Annotated in this window: 14 protein-coding genes; 4 read left to right on the forward strand and 10 right to left on the reverse strand. The window is 38.7% G+C overall.

Features of this window, described 5'->3' with window-relative positions:
* Positions 1-36: 36 nt before the first annotated feature.
* Positions 37-1,254: a porin gene (locus ACFSR8_RS02730; RefSeq protein WP_380288779.1), complete on the reverse strand. Its 1,218-nt coding sequence runs from the start codon at positions 1,252-1,254 to the stop codon at positions 37-39.
* A 387-nt stretch (positions 1,255-1,641) separates the two neighbouring features.
* Between ACFSR8_RS02730 and ACFSR8_RS02735 the strand changes: the two genes are divergently transcribed.
* Positions 1,642-1,959, forward strand: coding sequence for a toxin-antitoxin system YwqK family antitoxin (locus ACFSR8_RS02735; RefSeq protein WP_380288781.1), 318 nt, complete (start codon positions 1,642-1,644; stop codon positions 1,957-1,959).
* 74 nt (positions 1,960-2,033) lie between these two features.
* Here the strand turns inward: ACFSR8_RS02735 and ACFSR8_RS02740 are convergent, their stop codons facing one another.
* The 3 genes from ACFSR8_RS02740 to ACFSR8_RS02750 form a co-directional block, all read right to left on the reverse strand.
* Entirely contained in the window at positions 2,034-3,197 is a 1,164-nt protein-coding gene (locus ACFSR8_RS02740; RefSeq protein ID WP_380288783.1) for a multidrug transporter, read from the reverse strand.
* A gap of 39 nt (positions 3,198-3,236) precedes the next feature.
* On the reverse strand, positions 3,237-6,059 hold the full coding sequence (locus tag ACFSR8_RS02745; protein WP_380288785.1) for a TonB-dependent receptor: 2,823 nt from the start codon (positions 6,057-6,059) through the stop codon (positions 3,237-3,239).
* Positions 6,060-6,289: 230 nt separating this feature from the next.
* The gene (locus tag ACFSR8_RS02750; protein ID WP_380288787.1) at positions 6,290-6,673 is read right to left on the reverse strand and encodes a carboxypeptidase-like regulatory domain-containing protein; all 384 of its coding nucleotides are present in this window, start codon (positions 6,671-6,673) and stop codon (positions 6,290-6,292) included.
* Between the two features lie 256 nt (positions 6,674-6,929).
* Between ACFSR8_RS02750 and ACFSR8_RS02755 the strand changes: the two genes are divergently transcribed.
* Together ACFSR8_RS02755 and ACFSR8_RS02760 are read left to right on the forward strand one after the other, a co-directional pair.
* Complete coding sequence (locus ACFSR8_RS02755) at positions 6,930-8,270, forward strand: deoxyguanosinetriphosphate triphosphohydrolase (protein ID WP_380288789.1); 1,341 nt, start codon at positions 6,930-6,932, stop codon at positions 8,268-8,270.
* 86 nt (positions 8,271-8,356) lie between these two features.
* Entirely contained in the window at positions 8,357-9,214 is an 858-nt protein-coding gene (locus tag ACFSR8_RS02760; protein ID WP_380288791.1) for a hypothetical protein, read from the forward strand.
* Positions 9,215-9,223: 9 nt separating this feature from the next.
* Here the strand turns inward: ACFSR8_RS02760 and dxs are convergent, their stop codons facing one another.
* Complete coding sequence (gene dxs / locus ACFSR8_RS02765) at positions 9,224-10,981, reverse strand: 1-deoxy-D-xylulose-5-phosphate synthase (protein ID WP_380288793.1); 1,758 nt, start codon at positions 10,979-10,981, stop codon at positions 9,224-9,226.
* 39 nt (positions 10,982-11,020) lie between these two features.
* On the opposite strand from dxs, the gene ACFSR8_RS02770 reads away from it, so the two are divergent.
* On the forward strand, positions 11,021-11,470 hold the full coding sequence (locus tag ACFSR8_RS02770; RefSeq protein ID WP_380288795.1) for a nucleoside deaminase: 450 nt from the start codon (positions 11,021-11,023) through the stop codon (positions 11,468-11,470).
* 293 nt (positions 11,471-11,763) lie between these two features.
* On the opposite strand, the gene ACFSR8_RS02775 is transcribed toward ACFSR8_RS02770, so the two are convergent.
* The 5 genes from ACFSR8_RS02775 to ACFSR8_RS02795 form a co-directional block, all read right to left on the reverse strand.
* A complete protein-coding gene (locus tag ACFSR8_RS02775) occupies positions 11,764-12,000 on the reverse strand; it encodes a hypothetical protein (protein WP_380288797.1) in 237 nt (78 codons plus the stop codon).
* Positions 12,001-12,002: 2 nt separating this feature from the next.
* Positions 12,003-13,784 (reverse strand): chloride channel protein, encoded by a 1,782-nt coding sequence (locus tag ACFSR8_RS02780; protein WP_380288799.1) that lies wholly within the window; start codon positions 13,782-13,784, stop codon positions 12,003-12,005.
* Entirely contained in the window at positions 13,781-14,488 is a 708-nt protein-coding gene (locus tag ACFSR8_RS02785) for a DUF6503 family protein (RefSeq protein WP_380288801.1), read from the reverse strand. Before ACFSR8_RS02785 ends, ACFSR8_RS02780 begins: the two co-directional genes overlap by 4 nt.
* 50 nt (positions 14,489-14,538) lie before the next feature.
* The gene (gene aspS / locus ACFSR8_RS02790; RefSeq protein WP_380288803.1) at positions 14,539-16,293 is read right to left on the reverse strand and encodes an aspartate--tRNA ligase; all 1,755 of its coding nucleotides are present in this window, start codon (positions 16,291-16,293) and stop codon (positions 14,539-14,541) included.
* 291 nt (positions 16,294-16,584) lie between these two features.
* A complete protein-coding gene (locus ACFSR8_RS02795; protein ID WP_380288805.1) occupies positions 16,585-20,124 on the reverse strand; it encodes an efflux RND transporter permease subunit in 3,540 nt (1,179 codons plus the stop codon).
* Positions 20,125-20,130: the final 6 nt, after the last annotated feature.

Genomic DNA, 20,130 nt, shown 5'->3' on the forward strand with positions numbered 1-20,130 from the left:
CAATTCTTGATTAATATGTTATGTGAATGTTATATTTTAAAAATGGAAATCAAACCCTAACCTAAACCTGATATTATCGTCGTTCCCATCAACAGAGGTGTAGCTGATATCACTTTGTACTTTCAATTTATGCCCGTGCACAAACTTATTTAAGCCTAAGGTATACTGTTTTACAGGAAGCGCATTAGTAATTGCTTCATAATCTATAGTTGTGTACCTTCCAGCAACTTCAAAATTACTTTTGAATAAATATCCAGCTTGTAGATTTAGTGCGTTACCTGTTAAAACTACATCACCAGTTGGTGTAACACCATCTTCTTCAAGAGCGACGGGAGCATCTGCAGTACGTTTAGCATATTCCCCCATAAATGAAAACCCATTATATTTAAACATAGCATCGACAAAAATTGTAGTTTGATCTGTTTCGTGTAAAGGTCCATCCTTAGACTCATCATCAGTTGTAAACATATAATCACCAGCAAAACCTCTTTCCCTAACGGCATCTTCATTAAAATTATAGGTAAATGTTAGCGATAATTTGGGCTTTTCTTCTCTTTTTAGGTCAGAGCCCTTGTAATCACCTTTGGATTTAAAAGCTCCAAAGGGTAATAGTTCTAAACGTCCTGTATATTGCAATCCACCTTCGTTGCCTTCAGTAACATTTCTTCCTTCACCTTGAGAAAGCGCAACTTTTTCACGTATTAAAAAATTCTTGCCCAAATAAAACTTATGGCGCAATTGAAGACCAATATCACGGTCTAGTGTAAAACGGCTGTTCAGTAAGGAACGATCAACCAATTGAAGGTCACCTGAAGACACTACTCGCTCTACGTTACCTGGTAACTTGGTTTGTCCTGCCCAAAGTTCCCAGTTTTTAGCAAAATGCCACATTAATACAGCATCAAGAATATAACGGGGGGTATTGCGATTGAATTGATTGCCACCAGATAAATCTCTGTTAGAAAGTCCTAATTCTATCTTATACCTTAATTTTGGACTATAAGCAAATCCATCAAATTTTAAACGCGCTCTACGAATAAGAAAATTGTGCTCTGGACTGCCATATTGTTCACCATCATGATCCCATGAGGATATGTAGCGCATTTGAAATCGAGGTGCAAATTTTATACTAAATGAGCTGTCTTTTGCAGTAAAATTGATAAGACCTTTGCCGAATGATGTATCACTTATTTCTTGAGAGGTAATAGAGTAAATAGTGCTAAGACATAGCACTAAGAAAATTTTTAATTTCATTAGTTTGTATTAGTTTTTGTCGGCTACAAATAACCTAATATTATATGAACCTAATGTTTCCTAATTGTTAAATTATTTAACAAAAAAAAGACTGCTTTGGCCAAAAGCAGTCTCATTAGAAATCATGATAATGTAGTCGACAAAAACTAATAGTTATATGAAATACTAATTTGTTTGTCTCAAGACATAACAAAAATAGGTGATACAGGTAACCTTAACGTCATCTCTATATTAAGTAATTATTAATATTTCAATGATAAATATAAAAACATAATACACTGTATTTGAACATAATAACAGTTTAATGTTAATTTAATGTTACGTAAAAGTTGCGTAAATGTTAGGTATTATTTAACTTTGTTGTATAATGTTAAAATCCCCATAATTATGAAGAAGTTATTATTCATTTTTGCCTTTTTAATTACTGCGGTATCTTTTGCTCAAGAACAAAAGAGAGAATTAAAACTTAATAAAGACACAAATTTAATTGATGTTGTTTATTATCATGACAATGGTGTTGTAAGCCAAACGGGGTCTTACACAGCAGATGGTAAACTACACGGAGCTTGGTTGAGATTTGATGAAGAAGGCAAAAAAACGGTTTCTGCAAATTATGATAATGGAAAAAAAGTCGGCAAATGGATTTATTGGATTGACGGAGTTAAAAAAGAAGTCAATTATGAAAATAATGTAGCGTCCCTGTAGTTTAGGGAATACTGAGTACAAAAAAAGCATTCCGCTATTGTGGAATGCTTTTTTATTTAAAGGATTTCTTCAGTTTAATTTCTTGTCCAACCAGAGTTCCAAGAGTTGTAATCAGCCCCAGTTCCGTTTCCTATACCTGTAAAGAATGAGTTTGCATCAAAAGCACCATTTGTATCATTCTTTAAAGTAAGTGTCACGTCATCAAAAGTGATATTGCTTACACCGGTTTCGTTAGCTAAAACTCCTGTTCCCGTTTCCTCGTCATCCAAATCGTAGGCTTCTTCAAAACCTTCAATCAATACGTTGTTGAACATTGCTCTGGTACCCGCTCTTAAGCGAATAGCCTCATTACCATTACTTGAGCCTACTCCATTAATGGTTAAATTAGTTACAGTAGGAGCACTCCAAAACACAGGGTTTGAGTTGTTTCCTATATCTGTGTTAAATCCATCGCCTTCAATACCTTTATCATGAGATTGTCTGTGTTCTATATACACATCTGTAAGTGTGCCAGTATATCCTTCTGTCCAGTCTACAGAATCATCTTGAGCTCCAATTACTGATATATGAGAGGCATTCACTGTTCCTCCAAAGAATTCTACACCATCATCGGCCCCTTCAAAGGCCTGTATAAAATCAATAATGGTGCCGCTACCTACAGCATAAAATGAGAATCCGTTATTTTCTGATGCAGCATCTGCGGCACCACCAGAATACTCAATACGTACGTATCTTATAATTCCAGAATTGTCATCAGCTGCACTTCCGCCATAAGGTAAACCACCTATTTCTGATGTAGAAGTAGCATCACCTCCAACTACCGAATTTATTGGTGCACGACCCAATACAATTAGACCTCCCCAATCTCCAGGGTTAGGTGTTGCAGAATTTGATGTAAATACAATAGGGTTAGAAGATGTACCTTCCGCCATAATAACACCACCTTGTTGTACAGCGACATATACGTCTGATCCAGTAGTGGCTTTAACAACTACTCCAGGTTCAATAGTTAATGTAATATTTTCAGGGACAATTAAAGCACTTGTTAAACTGTATTCTGTTCCTGTAGTAAGTGTAAGGTCTTCAGTTAATGTTCCGCCTATTACGGTACCAGATGGATCTGATCCTCCAGAAACTCCTTGGTTAATAATCACGTCAGCAGTGTCATCTGCGGCGCAACCAATAATGGTTAGTGCTACTACTGTTAATAATCCTAAAATAAATTTGTTTGCTTTCATTTTTTTGAATTGATTTAAAGTTCGTTTTTTAGATTGTATTTAAAATTTGTATTTAATTTGAAGACTAGCGTTTACACCTCTTTTATAGCTTGATAGTGCAAACTCTAAAAGGTTTGCATTTACACCCAAGTCGTTTGCTAATATTGGGTCGAAAGACACATTCTCACGAACGCGCTCTATGGTAGGGTTCAGTAAGTTTTTTACACTTGCATTAATCTCAAAGTTCTTGTTAATTGTATTTTTCCATACGAAGTCTAAAGTAGGTACACCTTTTTCAATGATGTTTCCTAATTGACCAGACCCCAAAGCATCTATACGGTCTGAGAAATAAGAAAATACAAGATTTGCAACTGGCTTATACTCGCCAAATGTTGGGCTATAGCTTACATCAGCATTTATAAGAAACGGTGATGCACCTTGTAGTTCGTCTGAATCTCTATTAAAGTTTGTATTGAACGTTCCAGAAACGGTCTTTAAATCCTGTGTTGTTGAGGTATAAGTAATGTTCATCCCTGCAGATAGAATACTTTCCTCATCTTCATTTTTAATAAGTCCTTTTCTTGCCTCAAGCTCAATACCAAAAACATCTGCACGATCTCCAGTTCTAAAGAATCGTTGCGTACCAGTGGCGTCATTCGCTGAAACAAGGTTTACAGGATCGTTAATCGTTTTATTAAAAACACCAATGGATAATATTTCACCTTTATTTATAAACCACTCGTACTTTATGTCTAGGTTTATAATAGTTGAAAATGCAGGGTCGTTCAATAGATCTGGGTTACCACCAATACGGTCTGTTACGTTTTCATAAACAAACGGAGCAACCTCTTTAAACTCTGGGTTGGATACCGTTCTACTAGCTGAAAAACGTAAATTTTGATCATCATTTAAGGCATATTTTACATTTAAACTAGGCAGGAAAAAGGTTTCGCTGGCGGCATTACCTCCAGGATTATTAAAAGATAAGTTAATTACATCATAACTAATTTCTTGGTTAAACCGCTCAACGCGCAATCCGGGAACAAAGGTCCACTTTTCACCTGCTTTATATACAGCATCAGCATATATTGCATGGACGCCTAAATTACCGGCATAAGCATTTTCTAATCTACCCGGTAAGTTTTCTTTTCCTAAACCATTTGCTGGATCTAAAGGACGGAATACGCTAGTATTGTATAAAACGCCTTGGTTTTCTAAAGAGAAGAATGCATCAAAATTATTAACGTCCTCAATTTCGGTAAACGGGTTAATGATGTCATATCCATAACGCTGGTTGTCGAAAGTGCGCTCTTTAATACGTCCATTGTAACCAAAGTTAAGTTTTAAGTTTTCAGATTGTTCGTAGCTTAAATTAACACGGGCATTAAATTCGCTGTCTTCAATATTTTGGAAATAACGCTGGTTATCAAACTCCACATTTCTAAAGAAAATAGCATTTGTGTTTGGGTCGTTATCTAACGAGTTTTCAAAACGTTCTAAAGCGATACGTTTACGGTCTGGTTGACGTGCTAACACGTTGTTATAACCTAGGCCATAATCTAGTTTTAATTTGTCGTTCAAAGTACTATTACCTAGAATTTGATTTACAAAAATCATATCCTGCTCAAATTGAACATTCTGAGTAAAGAACCCAAAATCATCATTATCGGCAATGGTGTTACGGTTATAACCGCGTCCATCAATACCAAAACGTCCTACTTCATCAGTAGCGTCGTTAATAAATAAGGAGTTGAATTTTATTTTGTGCTCGCTATTAATACGATACACAATATTCGCCATTGCTGTTGTATTTCTAGAAAACTCAAATTCTTCCGAATCTTGAAAAATTTGGTTCGCAGCAGCAGTAACATTTGCAAATTGTCCTCTTCTGTATTCAAAATTACTACCAAAAGACGCTGTAGCGAAAACACTTAAGCGAGATTCCTCTCCAATTTCCCAAGAATTTCCACCAGAAATACTACCTTCAACACCAGTGTTTCCATCTATATTTTGCGGGTCTACACCATGAGAAAGAATAACAGCATACGGATTATTGCGGTATCTGTTGTAAAAACCAAAATACCCCGTACCTTCACTTTTTATAAAACTCTTGCCTACAGCATTAGAGTTAAAATTTGACCCTAAGCTAGCGTCTATGAAAAAATTCCCAGTATGCTCTTTAGAAACGATATCTACATTTCCAGCTGCAAAATCGCCATAAAAATTAGCAGCGTAGGTTTTGCTTACCCCGACATTTTGTATAACATCTGAAGAAAAGAGGTTAAGATCCATATTCTTCTTTTCGATATCATTAGCAGGAAGCGTAAGACCGTTGTAAGTTGTGTTTAAGTATCTGTCTCCAAGACCACGAACGTAAACATTACCGCCGCCTTCTTGTTTTGAGATACCAGAGATTTTGGTCACTGCACCGGCAGCATCACTGACGCCTTTTCGAGAAAGTTCCTGTGCGCCTATACTTTGTTTCTGAACAACTGCGTTTTTTTGTTCCAATAATAAAGCAGTTTCGCTTTCACGCTTAGTTTCGGCCTGGATAATGACTTCATCTAAAGAAGCAGCACTAGCGGCCATTTCTACATTAAGTGTTGCCGTTTCTCCAGCAGCAATAGTTACTGGAATTTCTTGAGTTTCGTAGCCTACGAAACTAAAAACTAGTGTGTATGTGCCAGCATCTAAATTGGCTATTTCATATAGACCATCAAAGTCCGAAGTAGTACCTTTTGTAGTCCCTTTTATTAAAACGTTAGCAAAGGCCAAAGGCTCATTGTTATATTCTTTATCCGTAAGTTTCCCTGTTACTGATCCTGTTTGCGCGTATGTCAATACAGTTACAAATAGTAGTAAAAACAGTATAAATCGTCTCATTATTTTTTTAAAATTTCTTGCTGCAAAGAAACCAACGTTTTTTAATTATTGTGTTATCTGACGATTAAAGAACTGTAATAAAAGTGTTAGGCTATTGTTATGAAATTAGCCCCAAAAAAACCGATTGGTTACATTAAATTAACATTGAAGTTTTGAGGATGTTACCAATAAAAAAAGGCAGTTTATACATGATTTGTATAAACTGCCTTTTTTAATTTTATATGTATGTTTTATTTATCCGAAGCGACTGTTGTTGCGTCTTCATCATTACTTGCTAAAGTAAGCATGAGCTCATCCAATGATATTGAGCTAGCTTTTAAGGTAGCCTTTGTAGCGATGGTATTACCTGAAAGTACGTTTATCTGTTTTTCTACAGTTTCGTATCCTACAAAACTGTACACAAGTGTATAAGTACCGTCCTTTAAATTTTCAAATTTAAAAGCACCATTTTCATCCGTCATGGTTTCTACACCATTTTCTTTAATAGAAACCTTTGCAAACATCAATGGCTCGTTATTTGATTCTAAATCAGATAGGTTGCCTTTAATCGCACCACTTTGTCCAAAGGACAATGCTGAGATTAAAAATGCTAATATAACTATTGTGTATTTCATATGGCTCTCACCTTAATTTTACATTACAAAGAAAATATTTATGTGTAACTGAAATGTTACCGAAAGATTAAACAACAGTGATTAAAATGTTACCCTAATGTTAAGAGAAATTATATTTTAATTGCAATCCCATTTATTAAGTATTTCATCGATGATAAGTTGTATTTTTTATGACAATCCTAATGAATACTTCGACAGGTTATGGGAGTTTTAAAGCAAATTCTTTAGTATCTTGCCCCTGCTTTAAATGAAAACGATGAACTGGGAACAACTCCTCTCCTTAAAACGCTTTGGCGATACCAATAAAAGACTACGAAAAGAACAAGATGAAACACGCTTAGGCTTTGAAGTGGACTACGACCGTATTATTTTTTCACAAGAGTTTAGAAGCCTTCAGGATAAAACACAGGTGATTCCCCTGTCGGAAACCGATTTTGTCCATACTAGATTAACCCATAGTTTGGAGGTTAGTGTTGTGGGACGTTCCCTAGGCCGAAAAGTGGGGCAGAAGGTGTTAGAAAAACATCCGCATTTGCAAAATGTCCATGGCTACCAAGCTAACGATTTTGGTGCTATTGTGGCCACGGCCGCTTTGGCGCACGATATTGGCAACCCGCCATTTGGGCATTCAGGTGAAAAATCTATCGGCGAATTTTTTAAAACTGGAGCAGGACAGCAGTATAAAGATCAATTAACCGATGAGGAGTATCAAGACCTTTGCGACTTTGAAGGCAATGCCAACGGCTTTAAAATATTGACCCAAAGCAGGGCAGGGCGAGAGGGCGGACTGCGCTTAAGCTACGCAACCCTTGGGGCCTTCACAAAATACCCAAAGGAATCACTGCCGAAGAAGCCAACCAAGCATATAGCCGATAAAAAATATGGTTTTTTTCAGTCAGAAAAAGAAGCGTTTCAAGATGTGGCCAATGAATTGGGACTCATCAAGCGAAGCAACGAGCATTTGAGTTACTCGCGTCACCCGCTCGCATATTTGGTGGAAGCAGCTGACGATATCTGTTATACCATTATCGATTTTGAGGATGGCATCAATTTAGGACTGATTCAAGAGGAATTTGCTCTGGAATACCTTTCAAAATTAATTCGTGAAAATATCAAACCGGAGAATTACTATGCCCTAGCTACCAAGGAAGATCGTATAAGCTACCTGCGTGCCTTAGCCATCAATGCCCTTATCAACGATGCGGTGGATATTTTTATGAGAAATGAAGAGGCTATTTTGAACGGTACCTTCGATTGCGCCTTATTGGATAAGAGTAAATTTGAAGCGCAAATCAAGGATGTTATCAAAATTAGCATTGAAAATATCTACATGTCCGAAGAGGTAGTCGACAAAGAAATTGCCGGATATCAAATCATTAATAAATTACTCAGTGTATATACCAGTGCCGTAAATAATAGTTTTAACGGTGCGGCATCAAATTATGATAAACTTATTCTTAAACGTTTACCAGAAACTATCAATTTTGGAGCCACAAGTTTATACGAAAGGCTTTTGGCCGTATGTCATTATGTGGCGCTACTCAGTGATAGTAAAGCCATCCGAAACTTTAAAAAGATTGAAGGGGTGACGTTTTAAGCTGTATGTTACTTCGAGCCATCTAATAATCTTTTTATAATTTAGTTAAAAAGATTAATTGAACTAAAGCTATTTAAAATCACCTCATGAAAATACAATCGCTCATCATTCTTCTTATTGTTTTTAATTTAGCTTTCGCTTCAGAGCGTCCAAATTTCAATAAAAAGAAAGATCTTTTAATTGCTCAATTTGATAGTAAACCAGACCCTGATGACATACACGCACAAGCTGCTTTAGGATCAATGTTATTGCACCAGGATTTAAAGGGTGTAGATTATTATGTGGTAGCTGGTGCTGTAGGTATTCAAGGTGGTGCATTTATAGACTCAAGTAAATTACTAAAACTTGCATTTGGTAATAAGTGGGCCAATGCTCATGAAGATTGGAATGGAGCTGTTGCCAGTATCACAAAAAAAGTAGTACGTACATTAAAAAAAGGCGGAAAAGTATGGGTGCAAGAAGCAGGACAATCCAATATTACTGCAGATTGGATTGCAGAAGTGGTAAAAGAAATGCCCGAGTCTCTTGTTAAATCTAATGTTATTGTTGTACAACATAGTAAATGGAACGAAGACCATGCCGCGGCATCAGATTTGGACTTTGTAAAACAAAAAACATCTTATTTTGCAATTGACGACGGCAATAAGGCCTATGGTGCAGAAAAAGGAAATCGTGGGCCACACTTAACACCAGAATACAGAGCTAAAGATAGCAATTGGATAGCTATAGCCAAAGCATCATCAAACCATAAAGCAAGAAAGCTTTGGATTGAAGCTGATAAGATTATCACCGAGAAATTCCCAAATAAATTTCCTCATGAATGGTCATACATTCGTTATGACGGTGTAGACTATTCAGACTGTGTGGAAAATTGGTGGATTTTTAATATTGGCGATTTAGCTGATACACATGCCAAATTTTGGGATAGATATGTAACGAATTGATGCTAAGTTTTACTTAATTAAATCACTAAAAGTTTGATTTAATCCCTCAACATCCAGTCCAACCAAAGCCTGCAATTCTTCAGCACTCCCATGCTCCACAAAACTATCAGGAACTCCTAAAGTTTTAATAGTGTTTTTGTAATTATGAATGCCGACAAATTCCAAAATAGCAGAACCAAATCCACCTGCAACAACATTATCTTCCACAGTTACAATAGTTTCGTGCGTTTTAAAAATACTGTGTAGTAGAGCTTCGTCTAGCGGTTTTGCAAAACGGATATCATAATGCGATACCGGTAAACCTTCAATAGCCTCGCTTACGTTTTTGGCGATGGTACCAATACTCAAAATAGCGAGTCGTTCCCCTTCTTTAAGCTGAATACCTTTTCCAATTTCAATCTTAGAATAAGGTTGTCTCCAATCCAAAGTAACGCCTCTGCCACGAGGATACCGAATGGCAATGGGGTGCTTTAACCCCAATTGAGCGGTGTACATTATGTTGCGCAACTCCAATTCGTTTCGCGGTGCAAAAATGATAAGGTTGGGAATACATCTTAAATAACTTAAATCAAACACGCCATGGTGCGTAGCGCCATCCTGACCCACCAAACCAGCGCGGTCCAAACAAAATACAACAGGCAGGTTTTGGAGGGCCACATCGTGGATAATTTGATCATAAGCCCGCTGTAAAAACGTGGAGTAAATATTGCAAAATGGAATTAAACCTTGGGACGCCATACCTGCGGCAAGAGTAACGGCATGCTGTTCGGCAATCCCCACATCAAAGGCGCGTTCGGGGAGTTCGTCCATCATAAATTTCAGAGAACTTCCTGTTGGCATTGCCGGGGTAATACCAACAATTTTTTCATTTTGTTTGGCCAATTCTACTATTGTATGCCCAAAAACATCCTGATATTTTGGAGGCAATTCTAAAGTAGATTTAGCAATAAGTTCACCAGTGACCGAATCGAATTTTCCCGGAGCGTGATACTTTACCTGGTCTTTTTCAGCTTGCTTTAGGCCTTTGCCTTTAGTCGTAATTATGTGCAACAACTTAGGTCCTTTCACGGTTTTCAGGCGTTCCAATTCCGAAATGATTTTATCTAAATCGTGTCCATCAATCGGCCCCGAATAGTCAAAGTTTAGGGCTTTTATTATGTTGTTTCGCCTTTGCGTACCCTTTTTTACATTGGTTAAATACTGCTTTAAAGCACCTACACTTGGGTCTATTCCAATAGCATTATCATTAAGAATAACCAAAAGATTAGCATCGGTCACCCCGGCGTGGTTAAGCCCTTCGAAGGACATCCCGCTGGCTATGGAAGCATCCCCGATGACGGCAATATGCTGTTTGTCCTCGCCCTTCAATTTTGAGGCAATCGCCATGCCTAATGTGGCCGAAATGGAAGTGGAGGAATGCCCCGTGCCAAAGGCATCAAATTCACTTTCACCCCGTTTAGGAAAACCGCTAATGCCACCCAATTGTCGATTAGTGTGAAAAACATCCTTTCTGCCAGTTAAAATTTTATGCCCATAAGCTTGATGTCCTACGTCCCAAATTAACAAATCAGTTGGGGTGTCAAATACATAATGTATGGCAATGGTCAGCTCCACCACACCTAAACTAGCCCCCAAATGCCCTTCTTTTGTGGCAACAATATTGATGATGAATTCTCGTAATTCCTGCGCAAGTTGGGGTAGGTCTTTTTGGTTTAAAAGACGTAATTCTTTTGGGGTGTTAATATGACCAAGCAGATTATTTTGCACGAAACAAAAGTACAAGAATGAATTTGTATTTTTACGTTTATGATTGAACCTTTTGACGATACCTATTTTATGAAAAAGGCCCTCCAGGAGGCTGAACTAGCCTATGAAAAAGGAGAAGTTCCCGTGGGTGCAGTAATTGTAGTTGACAATAAAATTATAGCCCGAGGCCATAATTTAACTGAAACACTTAACGACGTTACGGCTCATGCTGAAATGCAGGCCATAACTGCTGGAGCCAATTTTTTAGGGGGGAAGTATCTCAAAGACTGCACCCTTTATGTGACGTTGGAACCCTGCCAAATGTGCGCAGGAGCATTGTATTGGAGCCAGATTTCTCGTATTGTTTACGGTGCAAGGGATTTGGAACGGGGTTGCATTAACCTGAAAACAAAACTGCATCCAAAAACCAAAATGGAAGGAGGGGTTTTAGCTGAAGAAGCAGGCAGTTTGTTGAAGCGTTTTTTCATTACGAGGCGAAATTTGAATTGAGAATTTTTTGGGTCATTTCGACTGGAAGGAGAAATCACATTATTCAATTGTGATAGCGCATATTATAATGAGATGTCTCACTGCGTTCGACATGACATCAGGCCCCAATTGTCATTCCCAACTGTCAGACTGAGCGCAGTCGAAGTCTTGTTTCGGAATATCAGAATTTATGGAACAAAGACCCCAAAGCAGTTGAAAACAACCCCGACACAAATAGGGAGGGCATGACACACCCACAACAGCCTGTCACCCTGTCCCGATAGCTATCGGGATCGTTTCAGGGTCTCATCCTGTTAAAGCCTATTCCTCTTTTGGTTCTCGCGCATTTTGTCCATATTCTCTTTGGTGAGCATATAATCCTTTAAATTTTTGTCCTTCCATCGGTAATATGAAAATAGTGGAAAAACCAATAGGAATAATACTGCTACGCCTGACCCAATTAGTTTTTGGGAGTTTTCAGTTTCCATGATAAAACCACCAATAATCAATCCGAAGCATGCGAGGAATAATATGAAGATGAGGTATTTCATGTCTATTGCGTAACATTAATTAACTGTCGCCTGTAAGCCGTTAACAATTTTGATTTTGAAATATAGCCATAGTATTTCCCTTTTTTAATAACTGGCAAATTCCATGCGCCACTGGTCTTGAATTTTTTCATGATGTCGTTCATGGAATCCTCTTCATAATGGATAATGCCCGCATCCGCATGCATCAGGCTTTCTACATCTACTTTATCGTATAAATCGGTATTGAACATCATGTGACGGATATCATCCAGCCGGATCACACCTAAAAATTCATGGTTTTTATTTACCACAGGAAAATGGTTTCGCGATGATTTGGCGACAGCATTTTCCAGTACTTCCCTCAGTTTCATTTCTGGTTTTAGGATAATGAAATTGGTCTCGATTACCTTATCGATTTCCAACATCATCAGTACGTTTTTGTCTTTGTCGTGGGTTATCAGTTCGCCACGTTTTGCCAACTTCAAGGTGTAAATGGAATGGGATACAAAATATTTGGTGATCGAGAATGAAATCGCCGCCACGAGCATTAAAGGCACAAACAATTCATAACCACCGGTGATTTCGGCAATTAGGAAAATAGCGGTAAGTGGCGCATGTAGTACCCCAGCCATAAGCCCCGTCATCCCAATTAAGGTGAAATTGGATTCAGATACACTGAAATCTATTCCTAAATTATTGATGACTTTTGCAAAGGCATTCCCCAATGCACTGCCCATTACCAAAGTGGGGATAAATACCCCGCCAACGCCCCCTGCACCAAAAGTGGTGGTCATCGCGATGGCTTTAAAAATAGTAATACCTAAAAGTAGGCCTATAACTATCCAAATATTTTCCAAGTCCAAATTAAACGGTGTAGTCCCAATTGCGGCAATATGGTCGCCTTTTAACAGGTTGTTCATTACGCCGTAACCTTCACCGTAAAGTGGCGGAATTACATAGAGCATAGTACCAATGGCCAAACCACCGATAAGCAATCGCTTTGCCCGACTTTCAAACCGCTTGAAAAAACCAGTAATGCTGAAGAAAATCTTTGAAAAATAGACCGACATCAACCCCGTAACAATTCCTAAGACCGCATAAAAACCGAGGTCATTAATTTGAAACTCGTCCGTAAGTTCAAAGCGCAGCAGCACATCTGTTCCTAGAAAGAAATAGGAAGTAACCACCGCAGAAACGGAAGCCAACAAAAGAGGTATCAGAGAGGCAAAGGCAATGTCCAAACTAAAAATCTCAATGGCAAAAATAATCGCCGCAATGGGTGCTTTAAACATAGACGCCATAGCTCCGGCAGCCGCACATGAAATGAGTAATAGTCGCGTTTTTGTGTTCATGTGGAACAAACGAGCGGCATTTGAACCCAATGCTGAACCAACGCTAACTGCAGGGCCCTGTAACCCGACTGAACCACCAAAACCCACAGTAAGCGGTGCGGTAATCAAGGCGGCGTAAATATTATATCTTGGAATAATGCCATTCAATTTTGAAATGGCATGTAAGGTGGTCGAAATCCCATGACCAATGTGTTTTTTTAGCCAGGTCTGTTTGATGATGTACACCAATAACAACCCGATAATAGGAAGAATAAAATAGAGTGAACTTTGGTAATCTTTAAAAACATATAAGTTAAAAAGATACCTTATGGTATGTGTCAGGTTTTTAAGTACTACGGTGCCCATTCCAGCCAAAAACCCAACCAAAATACTAAGTATATAGATGAACTGACGCTCAGAAATATGCTTGTATTTCCAGATTAAAAATTTTCGTAAAAGGGCTCTAAATTTCATGGTTGTCCGCGTGATTTTAAAATGTCTGTACCTAAATATTTATCGTCCTTGTTCATAAACCAAGCCCGCACTTTCGGCATTTTGATGCCATTGGTAATTTCTTCTTTGGTCAATAAAATATACTCCCCATCATTTTTGGATTCATCCCTGAAAAATTGATACACTTCCATGGCATAATTTTCCTTGTTGAAATAAAAATACCAAATGTCCTTGCTCACCGATTCTTCATAAGTTGCTTTTAACACCCAATAGGGTTTGCCTTTAAAGGTTTTGCTTTGCACTTCATTATGAATAATTGTGCCCGGATCCTTCAATTTCATTGGCAAACCGTACAAATAGGTATAGTAGTTTTTGAAAAATTGCGCCCGCTTTTTATGTTTTTTTATAATGGAATCGGAAGGGCTTTTGTCACTATTAAAAATAACAGTGATACTGTCTTTGTGTATAAAATACTTTGTAGCGTCGTTTTCTACCTTGGAAGTCAGTGAAAAATATTGCCCTGGCAAATCGATGAGGATTTCACTATCCCGATTGGGTTTTTCGGGGATTTCCATGGTGATGTTAAGTTCACCTTTAAAGCTGTCCCAATTGCTATTTGGGTCGTGATATGCGATGGCTTTTTCCAAGAGTTGTTCCCCAGTTATATTTTGTGAGAATACAATCGATGACAACACCAGCGTTACAAGTAGAAAAAATTGTTTCATGTGAATGAAATAAAAGTAACAAAAAATCCCGCATTAACGGGATTTAGTTTTTAAGATTTTAAATTCAATTTTAAGCTCAATTCTTCCAATTGGTCATCATCGATTGGAGCGGGAGCGTCAATCATCACATCACGTCCCGCATTGTTTTTTGGGAATGCGATGAAATCCCTGATGGTTTCCTGTCCGCCGAGAATAGCTACCAATCGATCCAGTCCGAAGGCCAGACCACCATGTGGGGGCGCGCCATATTGGAAGGCATCCATTAGGAAACCAAATTGCGCTTTGGCTTCTTCTGGCGTAAAGCCTAAATAATCGAACATTAAGGATTGGGTCGCTTTATCGTGAATTCTTATAGAGCCACCGCCAATTTCGTTGCCGTTTAATACCAAATCGTAGGCATTGGCTTTTACTGCTCCTGGGTCGGTTTTTAATAATTCAATTTGACCAGGTTTAGGTGCCGTAAATGGGTGGTGCATGGCGTGGTAACGTTCCGTTTCTTCATCCCATTCGAGCAACGGAAAATCCATGACCCATAAAGGAGCAAACTCATCCGGCTTGCGTAAGCCCAAACGCTCTGCCAATTCCATTCTTAGTGCGCTGAGTTGGGTACGGACTTTATGCTTTTCACCAGAAAGCACACAGATTAAATCACCTGTTTTAGCACCAGTGACTTCTGCCCATTTTGCTAAATCGTCTTGATCATAAAATTTATCAACGGAAGATTTGAAAGAGCCATCCTCGTTACAACGGCAATAGACCATACCAAGCGCACCAACTTGTGGACGTTTTACCCAATCAATGAGTTTGTCTATTTCTTTTCTGGTGTAGCTGTTACCTCCGGGAACGGCGATTCCAACGACTAATTCCGCTTTATTGAAAACATTGAAATCTTTATGCTGTGCAACTTCATTAAGCTCCCCAAATTGCATTCCAAAACGAATATCGGGTTTGTCGTTGCCGTACAAGCGCATGGCATCGTCATACTGCATTCTTGGGAATTTATCAATATCGATTCCTTTGATTTCCTTGAGTAAATGACGTGTCAGTCCTTCAAAAGTGTTTAAAATATCTTCCTGTTCAATAAATGCCATTTCACAATCAATCTGAGTGAATTCTGGCTGTCTGTCAGCACGCAAATCCTCATCCCTAAAGCATTTTACAATCTGAAAATATTTATCCATGCCACCAACCATCAGCAACTGTTTGAAAGTTTGCGGTGATTGTGGTAGTGCATAAAACTGACCTTCGTTCATTCTAGAAGGTACCACAAAATCACGAGCTCCTTCAGGCGTAGATTTTATCAAATAGGGTGTTTCCACTTCGATAAATCCATCGTTTGAAAGGTGATTTCGAACTTCTTGTGTTACCTTATGTCTAAAAATCAAACTGTCCTTTACTGGATTTCTCCGAATGTCTAAATAGCGATATTTCATCCGTAAATCCTCACCACCATCGGTTTTATCTTCAATAGTGAAAGGCGGTAATAGGGCTTCGTTCAAAATGGTCAATTCCGAAACCAAAATTTCGATGTCACCTGTTGGGATGTTTGGATTTTTTGAGGCCCGTTCCTGAACTTTGCCTTTAATTTGAATCACGAATTCGCGCCCTAATTTTTGAGCCTTTTTTAATAAAGCGACCTGGGTTTGCTCTTCGTCAAAATACAATTGTATGATGCCGTAGCGGTCCCGTAAATCCACATACACCATAAATCCTTTGTCCCTAACGCCTTGCACCCATCCGGCTAAGGTCACTTCCGTATTGATATGTGACGCCCTTAATTCGCCACAGGTATGACTTCTGTACATTGTCGTGAAAATTGAGGTGCAAATTTACGTAAGTTAGAGGATTAATCATGTTTTTATGCATCGAATTTGCCGAATTTATTGAGGTTTGAGTGTCTCCTCTAAAAAGAGGGGAGTGAGGGGTGCGTAATTATTTGAACCAAGTAAAATGTGTTGGCTAACACCTCCCTTACTCCCTCCATATTAGGAGGGACACTGTTGTTCTCTAAATCCAAAAAATGAAAAGAGCCACAAAAACTGTGGCTCCTTCCCGCTATTAATCGAGTTAGTCAAACAACAATTAAAGACAATTTTTTATGCTCCTTCTAAACGCTCGGAAACATTAAATACTTCCTGTTGAGTAGAAACCAGACCTGCCTCAGCATTACGCCTCTTGAACAACCACATTTTGAATTTAGTGGATAAGAAAAACAGTATCGGTACCACAATCAACGTTAAGAACGTTGCTATGAATAAACCATAAATTACAGTCCACGCCAAAGGTCCCCAGAAAATTACGTTATCACCTCCCATATAAATGTTTGGATTGAATTCACTCAATAGGGTAAAGAAGTTGATATTGAAGCCTGTTGCCAATGGGATTAACCCTAAAATGGTGGTGATGGCGGTTAACAATACAGGTCGCAAACGTGCCTTACCACCTTTTACAATGGCTTCAATTAAATCGTCCTGCTGTAAATATTGCTCATCTTCCAAATCCAACAATACCTTTTTCCGGTCGATAAGTAGTTGTGTGTAGTCCAATAACACTACACCATTGTTCACCACAATACCGGCCAACGAGATAATCCCCATCATGGTCATCATAATTACGAATGCGCTTCCAGTGATGACGATACCGCCAAATACGCCAATTAAACTCAAGAAGATGGCCAGCATAATTATCGCAGGTTTTGAAACTGAATTGAATTGGAAAATCAGAATAAAGAAAATTAAACCTAATCCCGTGAAGAACGCCCCCATCAAGAAGGCCATCTGCTTGTTTTGCTCTTCAATTTGACCAGTGTAATCTACTTTTACACTATCTGGCTTTTCAGTAAAGCTTTTCATTTCATTTTGAATCTTTGAAACGATAGCCCCTGCATCTGTATACCCTGGGGCCAATGCCGAATACAAGGTAACTACACGACGCACATCCCGATGTTTGATAGCACTAAATCCAGAATTATTCTTTTGTTTGGCCACTGTAGATACAGGGATTTCTTTAATCTTACCAGAAGCCATATCCCTAAAGGTGATTCTTTGGTTAAAAATCGCACTGGTGTTATAGCGATTCTCTTCATTAAAACGCACATAAATATCATAATCCTCACCATCCTCTTTATAGATTCCGGCTTTTTCTCCAAAAATTGAATTACGCAATTGGGTACCTACCTGTCCTGCGCTAACGCCTAATTCGCCCGCCTTTTTCCGGTCCACCTCTACCTGCATTGTGGGCTTGGATTTATTCACATCAATTTTTAACTCATCTATACCTTGGATGTTTTTAGAATTGATGAAATCACGCATTTTTTCAGCAGTGGCAATCAGTTCGCTGTAATCATTGCCTTCCAGCTCTAGGTTGATAGGATATCCTGCAGGAGGGCCGACGGCATCCTTTTCAACGGAAATGGCTACACCGGGGTAAATGCCTTGCAAATCTTCCTGAACTTTTTTCAAGAGAACGTTGCTGTCGGCACCATCCCTGAATTTATACTCGCGCATGGTGGCCGTTATTTTGCCACGGTGGGGCATTTCTGCTTGGGAGCCACCATCAGTTTGTGGATTTCCGGCACCCGCACCCACTTGGGATACTGCACTTTCAGTCAGGAAATTGAAGTCGCCTTTCAAGTAGGCCTCTTCGTTTAAGATTTTATAAACGCGTTCCTCTATATCCTTGGTAATCGCATTAGTCTTTTCGATGTCCGTGCCTTCGGGATATTCAATATAAACAATGATTTGATTGGGTGTGTTGTCAGGGAAAAACTCTACTTTGGTACGTTGACTTCCAACTGAGGCACCAAATCCCATAAAAGCAATAAATAAAAGTACTACAGTGCCAATGGCAATAAATGCCGGCTTTCTGCCACTTAAGGCACTGCGCAATATCTTTTCATAGAAGCACTCCCATTTTGGCAATACTTTGTTTTGAAAGCCATTGGCCCATGAGCGCAGAAACAGGCGGTATATCCAAAGTAAAATTATCGCAACCACCATTAAACTTCCGAAGGCACGGTTTTCGCCACCAAAAATCATAATTAGTAAACCAATACCGCCTACAATCGCAGATATTTTAATAATGTTTTGAAGGGGCATTTCCTTATCCTCCGTTGTCATATATTGCGATACTAATACGGAGTTAAAAAATATGGCCACGAACAGGGAAGACCCTAAAACCACCGAAAGGGTTACTGGAAAATAAATCATAAATTCTCCCATAATGCCCGGCCAAAGCCCCAAAGGAATAAAGGCAGCTACAGTGGTTGCGGTTGAAATTATAATGGGGAATGCAATCTCTCCAATACCTTTTTTAGCCGCTTCTATGCGGCTCATGCCCTCGTCGCTCATCAAACGATACACGTTTTCTACTACCACTATACCGTTATCCACGAGCATCCCAAGCCCCATAATCAAACCAAACAAAATCATGGTATTCATGGTGTAGCCAAGCGTATTCAAAATCATTAACGACATGAACATGGACATTGGGATAGCAAAGCCCACAAACAGCGCATTCTTAAACCCTAAAAAGAACATTAACACCGTAACTACCAGAATAATCCCAAAGATGATATTGTTTACCAAATCATCTACTTGGCCTATGGTTTTTGAAGACTGATCGTTGGATATCGTAACTTCTAAATCGGGTGGGAACACATTTGCAATGGCGGTTTCAACAATTACTTTGATTTGGTCTGCTGCCACAACCATGTTTTCGCCGGCGCGCTTCTTTACATCAAGCATTACCACTGGATGGCCAAACTCTCTGGCGTAAGTGGTTTTATCCTTATCCCTAAAATTGACTGTTGCCACATCTTTGAGGTAAATGGAGTTGCCCATTTCGGATTTAACCACAAAGCGTTCAAGCTCATTAGGAGATTCAATTTCACCAATAATTCTAATTGTACGCCTCTGGCCACTTGCGATTAAATTACCAGCTGATATGGTCACATTCCCATTTCTGATGGCATCTGTAATGTCTCTAAAACTAACCTGTGCTGCCATCATCTTATAAATATCTACAGCTACTTCCACCTCTTTTTCCTGAGCACCACGAATATCCACTTGTTTGATTTCAAGTAAACTTTCGATTTCATCTTCTAAATATTCACCATACTCTTTGAGCTTATCTACAGGATAGTCTCCAGAAATATTTATGTTGAGAATTGGCATTTCTTCGGACATACTTAAATCGAAGATATTAGGTTCTACCTTCGCACCATTAAATGTAGGCCAGTCTTCGCTTGAGGTTTCGGTGTCTACTTCATCCTTTATCTTTTGCTTTGCGGCTTCAACCGTAATATTTTCATCAAACTCAACAACCACAAGTGAATAATCCTCCTGGGAGGTTGATGTGATTTCGACCACATTGCTTACCGTTTTTAATTTATCCTCGATGGGGTCGGTAATAAGTTTTTCTATATCCTCTGCCGTATTTCCTGGATATACAGAACTAATATATATTTTAGTTTCCTTCACCTCTGGAAAATTCTCGCGTGGCATGCTAAAATAGGCCCCAGCTCCCAGCATCAAAATCACAGCTATTAAAACATACATGGTGGTTTTGTTATTAATAGCCCATGACGATAACGGAAATTCCTTATCTACTTTTTTGTTTTTTAAATCTTTTGTCATTGCTCC

This window comes from Hyunsoonleella rubra (genome assembly GCF_042684665.1).
GTDB lineage: Bacteria > Bacteroidota > Bacteroidia > Flavobacteriales > Flavobacteriaceae > Jejuia > Jejuia rubra.